The organism is Pandoraea apista, from assembly GCF_001465595.2.
GTDB classification, from domain to species: domain Bacteria; phylum Pseudomonadota; class Gammaproteobacteria; order Burkholderiales; family Burkholderiaceae; genus Pandoraea; species Pandoraea apista.
In genome coordinates this window covers 5,374,108-5,387,938 of sequence record NZ_CP013481.2, presented here as the reverse complement: position 1 = coordinate 5,387,938, position 13,831 = coordinate 5,374,108, and the positions used below count along the sequence as shown (strand labels likewise).

The window sequence follows — 13,831 nt, the reverse complement described above, 5'->3', positions numbered from 1 at the left end:
ATGAGCGGGCAAAATCGGGATCAGGGGGCAAAGGTATCACGCGAAGAGCCGCAGCAGCGCATTGCGCGCGTGCCGGATCAGGTCGGTTTCGTCGGCGCGGCCGGGCAGCAGGTGGAACTCGGCACGCGGCAGTGGCGGCAGACCGAGCGACGCCGGGCATACGATGAGATCGGACGTGAGCGCCGATTCGTTCAGACACGAGATGCCCAGCCCGGCCCCGAGCGCCAGTTGCATGCCGGCCACCCCCGCTGCCGAGTGAGAGACGCGGTAAGGCACCTTGTGCCGCTCGAGCACGCTAAGCACCAGGCTTTGCAGCGCACACGAGGGCGGCAGCGTAACCAGCGGCAACGGCTCGCCGATGGGCTCGGCGAGCGTTGACGACATGGCCCATACGAGGCGTTCGCGGCGTACCAGTGTGCCCGGCGTGCGGTAGCCCAGCGCCTTGGCGCCCCGGCCGACATCCTCGTTCATCAGGCGTAACGCCAAACCCACGTCGAAGTGCTCGCCGGTCAGCGCGGTGCGCTCGATCTGCGCGCTTTGCATCGCACTGACATGCAGGCGCAGTCGCGGGTACAGGCTTGTGAACCGTTTGAGCACACGGCCGACATCGTGAGGACGGTAGTAATCCGTGATGGCGATGCGCAACTCGCCGTCGAGCAGCACGCCTTGCAGGTCTTCGAATGCCGCTTCGGACAGCGCGGAGATCTGACGGGCATACGCGAGCAATCGCGTGCCGGCCGGTGTCGGGCGCATGCCTTTGCGCGAGCGCACGAGTAGCGGTTGCCCCGCCCGCTCTTCGAGTTTCTTGAGCTGTTCGCTCACGGTCGATTGCGACAGAAAGATCTGCTCCGCCGCCGCGGAGATGCTGCCGGCGTCGTGAATGGCGATAAAGGTACGCAACTGCGTGAGATCGAAGGCACGGGCGTTCATGGCGGCTCTCGGGAAGACATCGCGTCGCCGGCACCCGCGACGCATCGCTGCGCCTGATGATAATCCGGGAAACACGATATAAGTCATCGAATTTTCCCGCTTTCCCGATGGATTGTCTATCCGTACGATGCGGAGCATGGCGCCCTGAAACGTGTTGAACCGCAGCCTGACGCGTGACGGGACGCCGCCATTTCTCCGCTCTGAGACGCGTGCCCGCGGGCCGCGCACCGTGTCACACATGAATGAACGTCTATGTACCGTCCCGGCTTCCGCTACCGTTAATCAGGCGCCGCCCGCGCTGGCGCCGTCTTCTGTCGCGCTCGGCCTCGGACGCAATCATCGTTGGAAGGTATTGGGGGTCGGCGTCGCGGCCAATTGCAGCTTTGCTGCGGCCATGGGGGGCATTCCCGCCACGGCCGTGCAGATGCGCAGCGCGTATGCGCTCGCCAACGGCGACCTCGGCATCGTGCTTGGCATGATCGGTTTGGGTATCGCCGTTTCCGAGTTGCCGTGGGGCATGCTCACCGACCGCTGGGGCGACCGGCGGGTGCTGCTCGTTGGGCTGATGGTGACGGCGGCGGCACTCGTTTGCCTCGCGCTATGGGGTGTTCCGACGAAGCACTACGTGCCGTCGATGCCGATGCTCGCGGCCGGCATGCTGGCCATCGGCGTACTGGGCGGCAGTGTAAACGGATCGAGTGGCCGGGCGGTCATGCGCTGGTTTCACGACAGCGAGCAGGGTCTGGCGATGAGCGTGCGGCAATGCGCCGTGCCGATGGGGGGCGGTATCGGCGCACTGGTGTTGCCGGGCACGGCGTTGCATTTCGGTTTCAGCGCGGTCTACTTCGAATTGGCGGTTGCGTGTATCGCCGCAGCCTTCATGGCGTGGCTGTGGCTGCTCGAACCGCCGGAGGAACCCCACGAAACCGCGAGCACGGCAGCCCGCACGGCGAGTGCCTCGGGAGGGCGACCGGCTGCGAGCTATACGCCGTTGCGCGATGCGCGTCTGCTGAGCACGGCGCTGGGCATGGCAGTGCTGGCGATGCCGCAGGTCGCGGTGCTGACGTTCGGCACGGTGTTCTTGCATGATTTTGCCCATGTCAGCGTGGCGACAATCTCTTTCACCCTGGGTGCTGTGCAGACGGGGGCCGCGATCACGCGTGTGTGGAGCGGACGCTTCACCGATAGGCGTCGCAATCGTCCGGCATATCTGCGGGTGTGCACAATTGTCGTGGGCGGGGTGTTCGCGTTGCTCGCGCTGCTCGTGACCGCGCTCGCCCATCGCCCCGAATGGATGGCACACGGCACGCCGTGGGTGATCGCGTTGCTGATTGCCGGGGGTATCGTGGCGTCGGCGTGGCACGGTGTCGCGTTCACGGAGTTGGCTACGCTTGCGGGTGCCTCGCGTGCCGGAACGGCGCTGGGTATCGGCAACACCGGCGTCTTCCTGACGATGTTCCTTACGCCGTTGACCATCCCGTGGTTGCTCCTGATGGGCGGCTGGGGGCTGGTGTGGACCGGTGGCCTGCTGTGCGCCGCGCTGGCGTGGCCGCTGTTCGTCTGGTCCCATCGCGACCGGGCCGTTGCTTGAACGTCAACGCGTTCAAGCAGTATCAGGGCAGGTGGATGTTGGCCACGAGAAAGTCGAGAAACGCGCGTACGCGCGCGGGCAAGTGGCCGCCCTGCCCGACATACACCGCGTGCACCGGTTCCAGATCGCCGGGGTTGTAGTCTTCAAGTACCGTGACCAGGCGTCCTGCACGCAGATCGGCATCGACGTGATAACGCGAGTGACGTGCGAGCCCCAACCCCTCGATCGCGAGCTTGCGCATGGTGTCGCCATCGCTTACGACCATGTTGCCGATCTGCGGATAGTGCGTGATGCCACCCGCGCCGTCGAGAAAGGGCCAGCCCTGCACCTGACGGTCGAAATTGAAAGCCATGACGTTGTGATGAATCAGGTCGGCGGGCGAGCGCAGCGGGCCGTTACGCGCAAGATACTCGGGCGACGCCACCACATGCACCCGACTCTCGCCCAGCTTACGGGCCACCAACCGCGAGTCGCGTAGCGGACCCGCACGAACGGCCACGTCGGCACGTTGCTCCAGCAGGTCGACGACCGTATCGGTGAGTGTGAGATCGAGGCGGATCTCGGGGTACTTCGCCAGAAACGCGGGGATGACCGGCAGCAGGTAGAGCGAGCCGATCGGCACACTCGAATTCACGCGCAGCAGGCCACGCGGCACCGCCCCCGCCGCCGCTTCGCGCTCGGCGGCCTCGATGTCGGCCAGCACGCGCAATGCGCGCTCGTGAAACGAGGTGCCTTCGGGGGTGAGTTGCAGACGGCGCGTCGAACGATTGAACAGGCGCGCACCCAGACGCGACTCGAGCCGGGCAATCAGCTTGCTCACGGCAGACGGCGTCATGTGCAACGCGCGCGCCGCCGCCGAGAAACCGCCCAGCTCCACCACGCGCGTGAAAACTTCCATATCGCCTGAGCGATTGACGTCCTGTCGACCCATCGGATGTTCCCCTGACCCTTGCTACGACCGGCTTTGTGCGAATCTGTGACATCAAGTCACAAATTATTTTCCTTTGCGCAGTCTATTTCATCAATGCAAGGGCGTCTATATTCCGCACATCGGTCGCAGCCGTCACCCTCACGGCGCGACCTGTCCCGATATTCAGACAGGAGTTTTTCGTGCCCATTGCCCTCTACGCCCTGACCGCCGGTGCCTTCGGCATTGGCGTGACGGAGTTTGTCATCATGGGTCTGCTGCTCAACGTCGGTGCCGATTTCGGTGTCTCGATCGCGGCCGCGGGCCTGCTTATTTCCGGTTACGCGCTGGGTGTCGTCGTTGGTGCCCCGCTCATGACGACCGCCACCGCTCGCTGGCCGCGCAAGACCGTGTTGCTGGTGCTCATGGCGATCTTCACTATCGGTAACGCTGCGTGTGCACTGGCGCCCAGCTACGGCGCGCTGATGGCGGCCCGTGTGCTGACGTCGTTCGCCCACGGTACGTTCTTCGGTGTCGGCTCGGTTGTGGCGACCGGTCTGGTGCCGCGTGAGCGCCGCGCGTCGGCCATCGCCGTGATGTTCACCGGCCTGACCGTTGCGAACATTCTGGGGGTGCCGTTCGGCACGTGGCTGGGCCAGCACTACGGCTGGCGCGCGAGCTTCTGGGCGGTCACCGTCATTGGCGCGCTCGCTTTGCTCGTGATTGCCTGGTTTGTGCCGAAGATCCCTGCGCCGAAAGATGCGGGCGACTGGCGTGCCGATCTGCGTGCGCTGGCACGGCGGCCGGTGTTGCTCGGCTTGCTCACGACGGTGCTTGGCTGGGTGGGCGTGTTCGGCGTATTTACGTACATCGCACCGCTGCTTACCGAAGTCACCGGCTTTGCCGAGAGTGCTGTCTCGCCGATTCTGCTGATCTTCGGCGGGGGGCTGGTCGTGGGCAATCTGCTCGGCGGCAAACTCGCGGATCGTCGCGTGGTGCCGACGGTGTTGGGTAGCTTGCTGGCGTTGTCCGTGGTTCTCGGCTTGATGACGTTCGCATTGCACTCGCACTGGCTGGCCATTGTGTTCGTGGCCCTGCTCGGCGCAGTAGCGTTCGCCACGGTCGCCCCGCTGCAACTGTGGGTGATGGAAAAGGCTTCCGGGGCGGGTGAAAGCCTCGCATCGAGCTTCAACATTGCCGCGTTCAACCTTGGCAATGCCATTGGCGCGTGGCTCGGTGGTTTCGTCATCGACCACGGCCCGGGTTTGGTAGCGGTGCCCTGGGTGGCGGCGCTCGTGCCGCTGATCGGCGTGGGTGTTGCGGTGCTGAGCCTGCGTCTGGATCGTCGCGACGCGAGGCAGCAACTCGCACCAAATTGCGAAACCCCTGCGCTGTAATGCCCTGGATGGCCTGACGCGTGCGCGTCGGGTCATCGCTCCATCGGGTCTGCTAGGCCGTCAGGCCATCACGCCCACAATCACACTGACGGCCGCGAACGCAGCCGTAGCGCCCACCCCCACCGTCAGTCCGCGAGCCGTGAGCGTGTCATGTGGCATGACGGCCGCAAGCCGGGTGCCGCCGGGCAACGCCAGTATCACCTCGGCCTGTCCGGCGTCGTCGGTAATGGCGTCTACCGTACCCGACAGCCTGTTGGCGGTTGGCAGTCCTGCGAGATCTGCGCCGCGCGCGATATCGATCCACGGCGCCTTGATGAGTGCAAACGCATCGCCGCCTATGGCAAGTCCCAGCGTCTGGGTGCTGTGGTGCGTGAGCGATGCGGTGATCGCTTCTCCGCCGGGCAAGGTGAGCGTGACCTCGTCGTTCACGCCGCAACGTCGAATGCCGGTGATGCTGCCGTGCAACTGATTGCGGGCGCTCGTTTGCAGACCAAGTCGCGCGATTACGGGCCACTGTTCGTCGAAATGCTCGAGATCGGTGGCCACGCGCGCGAGAAACTGCCGTTGCGCCACTTCCACCGCCCGAAAGGCGGCCACGAGCTTCGCGCCGCGTGGCGTGAGGCGCGTGCCGCCGCCCCCACGACCGCCGGTGCTGCGCGCCACCAGCGGTTCACCGGCAAGCTGATTCATCGCGTCCACGGCATCCCATGCCGCCTTGTAGCTCATGCCGGCCGCCTTCGCCGCCGCAGTGATCGACCCGTGCGCGGCAATCTGTTCGAGCAGGGCGATCCGGGCCTGACCACCGAGTGACGAGTTACCACGATGTAGCCAGAGCGAACCGCTCACTTGCAGAGCATCATTCATTTCGTTGTGTAAAACGCCGTCCGGCATTGAAGAAGGTTCGGAAACCATAATGATTTTTTCGATCAAACTCAGCGGGTGGCCGCATTGTAGAGGGCGGGTGAACCAGCGAAAACCGACGCTGGACGGAGAAGTGTTGCGGCGCACCAACGGAGCGTGCTTCGGTCATCCATTTGGGGGACGAATGGGGGACGTTTCTCCTCTACATTGGATTTCGCCGCATGCCCCCCCAGTGCCGGTCAGTGTCGCGTCAGGCCGCAGTCCAGGTTTGATGCACGTCGACCGGGAATGCGACGTTTGCCGAAGTGCCCACTCACCTGACACAACAGAAACGGGGTGAAATGATGCGCGTCAGGAATATCAAGGAAACGGTTGACGGGGCTCGATACTATCGTCTGGTTCGCACGCTGCCCAACGGCAAGCGACATCAGATGCAAATCTCTTTCTCCGCGGGTGAAATGCGCTTCAGAAGTTTTGTCGCGCAGCGATTGTGGTTGCTGCGTGCCGAAATGAGGGCCAGCACGCGGGCTGCTGCCACGCCCGCACCGCGCAGCAACATGCCGCAGTTGGTCTTCTGACTTCATTGCAGTTACGTCAGGCAAAACGTCCGGCCGGCCATTTTCACCGGCCGGGCGTTTTTCGTCGTACGGGGGCTCGTCGTGTTCAAACCGCCTTGTGTTGCGTGACCGGTGCGATTGGCGTGACGGGGGCGGCCGGGGCGATGGGGGTGACGGCCGCAGAAAACTGTTTCACGGTGGTTAGCCCCGCGCCCGCATGGGCAATCGCAAACGGCACCAATTCATCGAACGAGATCGGCCGCGCGAACAGATATCCCTGCGCATAAGTGACATTGCGCTCGCGCAGATAATTCGCCTGCATCTCGCTCTCGACACCTTCCGCAACGATCATCATCCCCATTCGCTCTGCCAGATTGATGATGGAATCGCAGATATTGCGCGTGACCACATCGTCTTCGGTAACGGGCAGGAACTCCTTGTCGATCTTCAGGTAGTTGAAGTCGTACTGCTTCAGGTAGCCAATGGAGTTGTTCTCGGCGCCGAAGTCGTCGAGGGCCGTCTCGATGCCGCGGCGTTGAAGTTCCGCCATCACGTTGCGCGCTGTCGTCGAGTCGCGGATCACATAACGTTCGGTGATCTCGGCAACGAGCGGGTACGTGTCGTTGAGCGAGCCGTAAATTCGTTCGATATCCTGCACGATGGTGTTGTCCCGCAAGTGCCGCTCGGCGAGATTGATCGCAATGTGGAAGCCCTGCGGTAACGCTCCTTTCGAAACGTCGTTGCGAATGATCTTCAGCAGTGAGCGCGTGAGTTCGATGATCAGGCCATTGCCTTCCGCGATGGGGATGAAAGCATCGGGACGAACCAGACCGGCCACCGGATGATGCCAGCGCACCAACGCTTCGGCACCGGTGCAACGTCCCGTCGCCAGTTCCATCACCGGCTGGTAATACACCTTGAATTCGTTGCGCTTGATGCCGAGGGCGATCTGCCGGAGCATGAATTGCGAGGCGCTGAGATGGCGGAAGGTCAGAATGCCGAGCAGGATCGCGATGACGGCGCCGAACGACAGATAGATGGGGGCGTAGTTGGCAATCAGCCAGCGGGTCAAGGACGGGCTGCCCGCCAGCGAGGTCGTGAAGAGTTCCGAGGCGAGCGTCATCTGCGCGCCGCGCGTTGCCGTCGCCGCAGATTCCAGCTTTGAGCCCTCGGAGGTCAGCGACAGTTTCCCGATGGTCATCGCCGTCCATTCGAGATCGCTGTTCTTCACACTATGCAACGACTCGCTCAGGTACACCCCGTCGATGAATCCCAGCACGCCGTCGGTGGCGGAGGTAGGAACGAACAACGCCAAAGCGGGGGCATCGTGGACATAAGGTGTACTGGGTACGAAGACGGCACGCGCTCCCGCGAGCAACGGCACCAGTTCGTTCGGCAACGGCATGTCGATGGCCTCGTTGCTGCGAAGTACCGACGAGCAATACATCTTCCCGTGAGAGACGAGCCAGATGGAGCGAAAGTAGGGGCTAAGCGTGCCTTCGGCCTGAAGGGCGCTGCTGACCTCGTTGCAGTTGCGCCCGACCCAGGCGGTCGAACCCTGAAGCGTGGTGTCGGCACGGTCAACAATGCGCTCGAGGGCATCGCGTTGACGTTCGGCCTCTTCCTGCAAGATCCCTTGCGACGCGTTGACCACGCGCAACCAGCCGAACAGAAGCACGACAAGCAGTGCAGCCGTCACCACAAGCCCGGTCACCAGCCATTGCACGACTCTGGAGTGTTGAATCATGTTTTGCCGCCAACCAAGGAAGGAGAAGGGCCCGTGCGTGTGCTGGGTATTGCATGGCACAACTCGCCAATTGACTCTACACGAATCCCTGGCGGCGACCAACGCCCGATAAACCCGCACAAACCCATGTGAACAAAGGGGGATTGGTCCGGCAGTGGTATATCAGGGGCCAGATCCGAGACCACCTGCCGAGCGCGTTTTTGCCGACTTCTCCGACGCATGCAGCGGCGGGCTGGGATGGCGCAATCGCGACAAAACTTGGCGTAACGACGATTTACGCATGCTCTACACTTCACTTATTCAATTTCCGGCCAAAAATGGGATAAATCCCAACTTTCGCGCATATCTGCATGAAAGCTGACGGAAAGCGTGCGTTTTCGAAAGCCTTTGACGTAAATCCTCCATCCCATGTCGAGTCAACCTGCAACCTCCCTTTCCGGCGCTCCAGCCCCGGCAGCGCAGGGCACAGCGTTCCGCGTGCTGTCTGCCATCAGCTTCTCTCACTTGCTCAACGACATGATTCAGTCGTTGATCCTCGCCATCTATCCGCTGCTCAAAGCGAGCTTTGACCTGAGTTTCGGTCAGGTCGGCCTGATCACCCTGACGTATCAGATCACCGCATCGCTGCTGCAACCGGTCGTGGGGCTATATACCGACAAGCATCCGAAGCCGTATTCGCTGCCGGTGGGTATGGGTTTTACGCTCGTGGGTCTGCTGCTGCTGGCCGTGGCGCCGAACTTCGGCGTGTTGCTGGTCGCGGCGGCGCTGGTCGGTATGGGCTCGTCGGTGTTTCATCCGGAGTCGTCGCGCGTGGCGCGTATGGCCTCCGGCGGGCGCCACGGCATGGCGCAATCGTTCTTTCAGGTGGGCGGTAACGTCGGCTCGTCGCTCGGCCCGTTACTCGCTGCGCTGATCATTGCGCCGCACGGCCGCGGCAGCGTGGCGTGGTTTTCCGTGGCGGCGCTTGTGGCGATCGTCGTGCTGTTCCAGGTGAGCCGCTGGTACGCCGTGCAGCGCGCCGCGAGCAAGGGCAAACCGGCGGCCCGCCGCAGCGGCCACGCGCATCTGACGCGCGGGAAGGTGATGTTTGCCATCGGCATTCTGCTGGTGTTGATCTTCTCGAAGTACTTCTATCTCGCGAGCATCAGCAGCTACTTCACGTTCTACCTGATCAGCAAGTTCCACGTATCGGTGCAAAGCGCACAGGTGCATCTGTTCGTGTTCCTGTTCGCTGTGGCGGCTGGCACGATGATCGGCGGCCCGCTGGGCGACAAGATCGGTCGCAAGTATGTGATCTGGGGTTCGATCCTCGGCGCGGCCCCCTTCACGCTGATGCTGCCGTACGCCAACCTCTTCTGGACCGGCGTTCTGACGGTGGCGATCGGCCTGATTCTCGCCTCGGCGTTCTCGGCGATTCTCGTCTACGCGCAGGAGCTGATTCCGGGCAAGGTCGGCACCGTGTCGGGGCTGTTTTTCGGCTTCGCGTTCGGCATGGGGGGCGTGGGTGCCGCCGTGCTGGGGCAACTCGCCGACTCGACGAGCATCGACTTCGTCTACCACGTATGCGCTTATTTGCCGTTGCTGGGGATCGTGACGATTCTGCTGCCGGACGTCGAAGGCAAGAAGACGGCGGCGGCCTGACGTTGCCATAGGCAGGATTCGCCGGTGCGGGTGCACCGGCGGCGCCATGAAAAAAGCCGGCCCTCGGGCCGGCTTTTTTTGTCCGACGCTGCGACAGCGGACGGATTTACGGCGCGGCGCGCTTTTGCAGTTCCCAGCGGCCGGCGTCGCCCTGCTTGCACGCGGGCAGCTTGAGGGTGACTTCCTGCCCCTTCGCGCCGAGCAGCACGATCAGGTCGCGGCAGGTCTTGGTGGCGTCCTTCTGGGTGTTGGTCGGCGTGAGTTGGGCCGTGATCGCCACGGAATTGCGCGTGCCCTTATTGGTCCACTCGACGGTTTCGTTGTCCTGCTTGGTGGACAGGACCTCGTTGGCGGCCTTGGCGAGCGACTCGTTATCGGCCTTTTTCATGTAGGCCAGCGGCGAGTTGCTCATGAACATGAGATTGGAGGCGGCAATCGCGGGAGCGGCCATGCTGGCGCCGATGACCAGCGCCGTGCCAAGCGCGATCGAGCGGGCAAGCGACAAATGAGTATGCGACATTCGGAGTCCTTGAGAGTGTCGACAGGGGACGGGGCCTGCGCGTGGCCGTGTCGGGTCTTGTGCCGACGGTTCGGCCGCAGGAAGCCCATCGATCATAAAAGAAACCGGGAGCGGCGTCATCCCGGCGAGTCATGGGGGGCGACCGGTAGGACCCCGGCCCGCCCGCAGGCGCACATCTTCCGTTCCTCACGCGTCCGGTTTGACGCGTCCGCCGCCCGCACCGCCGGCCGGGCTGACGTAAGCGCCGGTGCCATGCAACTGGTCCTCGGCCAGTTCCAGCGCGCGCACTGCGCCGCGGCCCTTGCGGGCGAGCAGCATCTCCACCAGTGTCTCCACTACCGCAATGCCTGCCGTGATCGACGGGAAGAACGACGGACTCTCATGCGAGAAGAGCACGGTCACGTCGGCGTCGAGGGCGAGCGGCGAGACGGTGGAATCGGTGAGCGCAAGCACGCGCGCACCGGCGGCCCGTGCGGCGCGCGCCACGATCAGCGCTTCGTTCGAATACGGCGCGAAGCTGATCACGACAACCACGTCGCGTGCCGAGAGCGCGCGCAATTCCATCTCCAACGTGCCCGCCTCGCCGCGAATCAGATGCACCGTGGGCCGGAACAGCCGATAGACATACTGGAACGTGAACGCGATGGGGAAGCAGGCGCGAAAGCCGGCCACATGCACGGTCCCCGCATTGGCGAGCAGATCGACGGCCGCACCCAGCGATGCGTTTGCGCCCGCTTCCGTCAGATCGAGGTTGTTGTGCTGCACGCGGAACATCTCGGGCACCATGCGCGCAGCATCGCCTTCGCGAATCACCTGACGCGCGCGGCTCGCATACGGTTGCGGCCCGAGCCGGATCGATTCGAGAAAGAGTTCGCGCAAACCATGCCAGCCGTCGAAGCCGAGATGCTGCGCGAGCCGCACGAACGTCGCGGGTTGCACGCCGGCCTCGGCGGCAATCGCGCGCATGGAACTGATCGGCACACGCTGCGGATGATCGAGCAGGAAACGCGCGCCCGCCTGGAATTGCGGGCTGAGATGCGGGTAACGCTCGCGCAACTGCGTGTTGAGTTGTTCGAGCGTTTGCGGCAGCGCGGTGGCTTCTGTCATTGGGGATGGCAACACGGCGACGAAATAATGTAACGATTGTTGCATGAAATGCCCCGGCCGCGCACGCCCTTTCCCTGAGCCCCGTGGGCTGCATCGAAACATTGAGTGTGGTAATGGGATTGCGCGAAGTGTTGCGACGATAAAACACATGAAACATATGTTGCAAACAAGTGGAGATGCGCCTACACTCAGCAACATTGTTCGCATGACGGTGGCCGGCGCCATCGCGCGACGCACCATCTTTCCGTCAGGGGTTCAGGCATGACTCATGTGTTTCACCGTAATCCGCGCCAAACGTTGCCCGTCGCGGTCGGCGGTCAGGGAATCGAGCTGATCGACAGCACCGGCAAGCATTATCTCGACGCTTGCGGCGGCGCGGCGGTGTCGTGTCTTGGGCATGGTCATCCGCGCGTGATCGAGGCAATGCAGCAGCAAGCAGCGCAGTTGGCATACGCGCACACGTCGTTCTTCACGACCGAGGTTGCCGAGCATCTGGCCGACATGCTGGCCGCGAGCGCGCCCGGCGATCTGAATCATGTGTATTTCGTCAGTGGCGGGTCCGAAGGCGTGGAGGCGGCGCTCAAGCTGGCGCGCCAGTACTTTGTCGAGATCGGGCAGCCACAGCGCCAGTACTTCATTGCGCGACGCCAGAGCTACCACGGCAACACGCTCGGCGCACTGGCCATTGGGGGCAACGCCTGGCGCCGCGAGCCGTTCCTCCCGCTGTTGGTACCGGCGCATCACGTTTCGCCGTGTTTCGCCTATCGCGAGCGTTTCGAAGGCGAGAGCGATGCGGCTTATGTGCAGCGTCTGGCCGACGAACTCGAAGCGAAGATTCTCGAACTTGGCGGCGACACGGTGATCGCGTTCGTGGCCGAGACGGTCGTGGGCGCCACGGCCGGCGCCGTGCCGCCGGTGGGCGACTACTTCAAGCGCATTCGCGCGGTGTGCGACAAGTACGGCGTACTGCTGTTGCTCGACGAGGTGATGTCGGGCATGGGCCGCACGGGTTACCTGTTCGCTTGTGAGGAAGATGGCGTGGTGCCCGACATTCTGGTCATTGCCAAGGGGCTGGGCGCGGGCTATCAGCCCATTGGGGCGATGCTGTGCTCCGACAAAATTTACGATGCCGTGGTCGGCGGGTCGGGCTTCTTTCAGCACGGGCATACCTATCTGGGCCACGCCATGGCCTGCGCGGCGGCACTGGCCGTGCAGCGCACCATTGCGGAAGAGAATCTGCTGGAGAACGTGCAAGCCCGTGGCGAACAACTGCGTGCCCGGTTGCGCGAAGTCTTCGCCGACCACCCGAACGTGGGCGACGTGCGCGGCCGGGGACTCTTCGTCGGCGTCGAGTTCGTGGCGGACCGGGCAACCCGGCAGACGCTGCCCACGGCCGACAAGACGCACGCGCGCCTGAAGGCCGCCGCCAAGGCGCGTGGCCTGCTGATCTATCCGATGGGGGGAACGGTCGACGGCGTACACGGCGACCATGCGCTGATTGCGCCGCCGTTCATCTGCCAACCGGAAGACATCGACCGTATTGTCGAGCGCCTGGCGCTGGCCGTGGCCGACGTGACCGGCGTGAAAGCCGGAGGTGCCGCATGACGCGATCGTTTGCGCTGGCGGTCGCCCCCAACGGCGCCCGTCGCACGCACGTCGATCATCGCGCGCTGCCCATGACGCCGGAAGCACTCGGCGCGTGCGCCAAAGCGTGCCTGAGTGCCGGCGCGGCGATGATCCATCTGCATGTGCGAAAGGCCGATGGCACGCACAGCCTCGAAGTGGCGGACTACAGGGCCGGCATCGATGCCGTGCAGCGAGCCGTTGGCCGCGAACTGGTGTTGCAGGTGACGACCGAGGCGGTCGGCATCTACTCGCCCGCACAGCAGATCGCCACCGTGCATGCCCTGCACCCCGAGGCGATTTCGGTCGCGTTGCGTGAAGTGATGCCGGACGCGGCTCACGCCCCGGCGGCAGAGGCGTTCTTCGCGTGGCTCTGGCAGGAAAACATCACCGCGCAGTACATTCTTTACGACACCGAGGACGTGGCGCATTACTGGCGTTTGCGTGCCAGCGGCGCGATCCGTCCGGGCCGTCACTGGGTGCTGTTCGTGCTGGGCCGGTACAGCAAGGGCCAGTTGTCGTCGCCCTCGGATCTGTTGCCGTTCCTCTGGGCATGGCAGGCCGGTGCGCAGACGCTGGGCGAGGCCTCGACCGAAACCCCATGGGCGATGTGCGCCTTCGGGCCGCGTGAGGCGGAATGCGCGCTGGCTGCCGTGTTGCAGGGCGGCCACGCCCGCATCGGTTTCGAAAACAATCTGTATCTGCCGGACGGCAGCGTTTCGCCGGACAACGCGGCGTCGCTCGGTGCGCTCACGTCAGCGGCAACCCCGCTCGCCCTCGCGCCCATGACGGCGGACGCCTTGCGCGCCCTCACCTGCTGAGCGCACGCCCGGATCTCGTTCACGCCGGCAGGACCGCCGAATTCAGAAATAAACCCAAATACATGGCCTGACCGGCGTTGTCCGGCCGGGCCGCTGTAATAGAATCGGCGTAACCTCAAAGAGGCCCGC

12 protein-coding genes are annotated in these 13,831 nt (G+C 63.9%); 5 read left to right on the top strand and 7 right to left on the bottom strand.

Annotated features, from left to right (window positions below; all coding sequences use genetic code 11):
• Nucleotides 1-36: 36 nt before the first annotated feature.
• Complete coding sequence (locus AT395_RS24360; protein ID WP_042113804.1) at nt 37-930, bottom strand: LysR family transcriptional regulator; 894 nt, start codon at nt 928-930, stop codon at nt 37-39.
• Nucleotides 931-1,168: 238 nt separating this feature from the next.
• On the opposite strand from AT395_RS24360, the gene AT395_RS24355 reads away from it, so the two are divergent.
• Nucleotides 1,169-2,521, top strand: a complete 1,353-nt coding sequence (locus AT395_RS24355; protein ID WP_082164725.1) for an MFS transporter — start codon at nt 1,169-1,171, stop codon at nt 2,519-2,521.
• Between the two features lie 22 nt (nt 2,522-2,543).
• On the opposite strand, the gene AT395_RS24350 is transcribed toward AT395_RS24355, so the two are convergent.
• Nucleotides 2,544-3,452, bottom strand: coding sequence for a LysR family transcriptional regulator (locus AT395_RS24350; protein ID WP_042113805.1), 909 nt, complete (start codon nt 3,450-3,452; stop codon nt 2,544-2,546).
• A gap of 179 nt (nt 3,453-3,631) precedes the next feature.
• On the opposite strand from AT395_RS24350, the gene AT395_RS24345 reads away from it, so the two are divergent.
• Nucleotides 3,632-4,825 carry an MFS transporter gene (locus tag AT395_RS24345; RefSeq protein WP_048628467.1) on the top strand — a complete coding sequence of 398 codons (1,194 nt, stop codon included), beginning with the start codon at nt 3,632-3,634 and terminating at the stop codon, nt 4,823-4,825.
• 60 nt (nt 4,826-4,885) lie between these two features.
• Here the strand turns inward: AT395_RS24345 and AT395_RS24340 are convergent, their stop codons facing one another.
• The 3 genes from AT395_RS24340 to AT395_RS24330 all read right to left on the bottom strand — a co-directional run bounded on the left by AT395_RS24340 (nt 4,886) and on the right by AT395_RS24330 (nt 7,990).
• A complete protein-coding gene (locus AT395_RS24340) occupies nt 4,886-5,689 on the bottom strand; it encodes a TOBE domain-containing protein (RefSeq protein ID WP_224787324.1) in 804 nt (267 codons plus the stop codon).
• Nucleotides 5,690-5,925: 236 nt separating this feature from the next.
• Nucleotides 5,926-6,270, bottom strand: a complete 345-nt coding sequence (locus tag AT395_RS25770; RefSeq protein WP_125338789.1) for a hypothetical protein — start codon at nt 6,268-6,270, stop codon at nt 5,926-5,928.
• A 79-nt stretch (nt 6,271-6,349) separates the two neighbouring features.
• Nucleotides 6,350-7,990, bottom strand: a complete 1,641-nt coding sequence (locus AT395_RS24330) for an EAL domain-containing protein (RefSeq protein WP_042113813.1) — start codon at nt 7,988-7,990, stop codon at nt 6,350-6,352.
• Between the two features lie 408 nt (nt 7,991-8,398).
• Between AT395_RS24330 and AT395_RS24325 the strand changes: the two genes are divergently transcribed.
• Complete coding sequence (locus AT395_RS24325) at nt 8,399-9,631, top strand: MFS transporter (RefSeq protein WP_042113815.1); 1,233 nt, start codon at nt 8,399-8,401, stop codon at nt 9,629-9,631.
• Between the two features lie 106 nt (nt 9,632-9,737).
• Here AT395_RS24325 and AT395_RS24320 read toward each other — a convergent pair whose 3' ends face one another.
• Together AT395_RS24320 and AT395_RS24315 are read right to left on the bottom strand one after the other, a co-directional pair.
• Nucleotides 9,738-10,151, bottom strand: a complete 414-nt coding sequence (locus tag AT395_RS24320; RefSeq protein WP_042113817.1) for a hypothetical protein — start codon at nt 10,149-10,151, stop codon at nt 9,738-9,740.
• Nucleotides 10,152-10,337: 186 nt separating this feature from the next.
• Entirely contained in the window at nt 10,338-11,258 is a 921-nt protein-coding gene (locus AT395_RS24315) for a MurR/RpiR family transcriptional regulator (RefSeq protein WP_042117641.1), read from the bottom strand.
• 261 nt (nt 11,259-11,519) lie between these two features.
• Here AT395_RS24315 and AT395_RS24310 point away from each other — a divergent pair, with 261 nt between their 5' ends.
• On the top strand, nt 11,520-12,863 hold the full coding sequence (locus AT395_RS24310; protein WP_048628469.1) for an aspartate aminotransferase family protein: 1,344 nt from the start codon (nt 11,520-11,522) through the stop codon (nt 12,861-12,863).
• Nucleotides 12,860-13,702, top strand: coding sequence for a beta-keto acid cleavage family enzyme (locus AT395_RS24305; RefSeq protein WP_048628470.1), 843 nt, complete (start codon nt 12,860-12,862; stop codon nt 13,700-13,702). The genes AT395_RS24310 and AT395_RS24305 overlap by 4 nt, the downstream gene beginning before the upstream one ends.
• Nucleotides 13,703-13,831 lie beyond the last annotated feature (129 nt).

What these genes read in the sequence shown, in the direction of transcription:
- AT395_RS24360 (WP_042113804.1), bottom strand. Translation starts at nt 930, where the DNA reads ATGAACGCCCGTGCCTTCGATCTCACGCAGTTGCGTACCTTTATCGCC.
- AT395_RS24355 (WP_082164725.1), top strand. Translation starts at nt 1,169, where the DNA reads ATGAATGAACGTCTATGTACCGTCCCGGCTTCCGCTACCGTTAATCAG.
- AT395_RS24350 (WP_042113805.1), bottom strand. Translation starts at nt 3,452, where the DNA reads ATGGGTCGACAGGACGTCAATCGCTCAGGCGATATGGAAGTTTTCACG.
- AT395_RS24340 (WP_224787324.1), bottom strand. Translation starts at nt 5,689, where the DNA reads ATGAATGATGCTCTGCAAGTGAGCGGTTCGCTCTGGCTACATCGTGGT.
- AT395_RS25770 (WP_125338789.1), bottom strand. Translation starts at nt 6,270, where the DNA reads ATGAAGTCAGAAGACCAACTGCGGCATGTTGCTGCGCGGTGCGGGCGT.
- AT395_RS24330 (WP_042113813.1), bottom strand. Translation starts at nt 7,990, where the DNA reads ATGATTCAACACTCCAGAGTCGTGCAATGGCTGGTGACCGGGCTTGTG.
- AT395_RS24325 (WP_042113815.1), top strand. Translation starts at nt 8,399, where the DNA reads ATGTCGAGTCAACCTGCAACCTCCCTTTCCGGCGCTCCAGCCCCGGCA.
- AT395_RS24320 (WP_042113817.1), bottom strand. Translation starts at nt 10,151, where the DNA reads ATGTCGCATACTCATTTGTCGCTTGCCCGCTCGATCGCGCTTGGCACG.
- AT395_RS24315 (WP_042117641.1), bottom strand. Translation starts at nt 11,258, where the DNA reads ATGACAGAAGCCACCGCGCTGCCGCAAACGCTCGAACAACTCAACACG.
- AT395_RS24310 (WP_048628469.1), top strand. Translation starts at nt 11,520, where the DNA reads ATGACTCATGTGTTTCACCGTAATCCGCGCCAAACGTTGCCCGTCGCG.
- AT395_RS24305 (WP_048628470.1), top strand. Translation starts at nt 12,860, where the DNA reads ATGACGCGATCGTTTGCGCTGGCGGTCGCCCCCAACGGCGCCCGTCGC.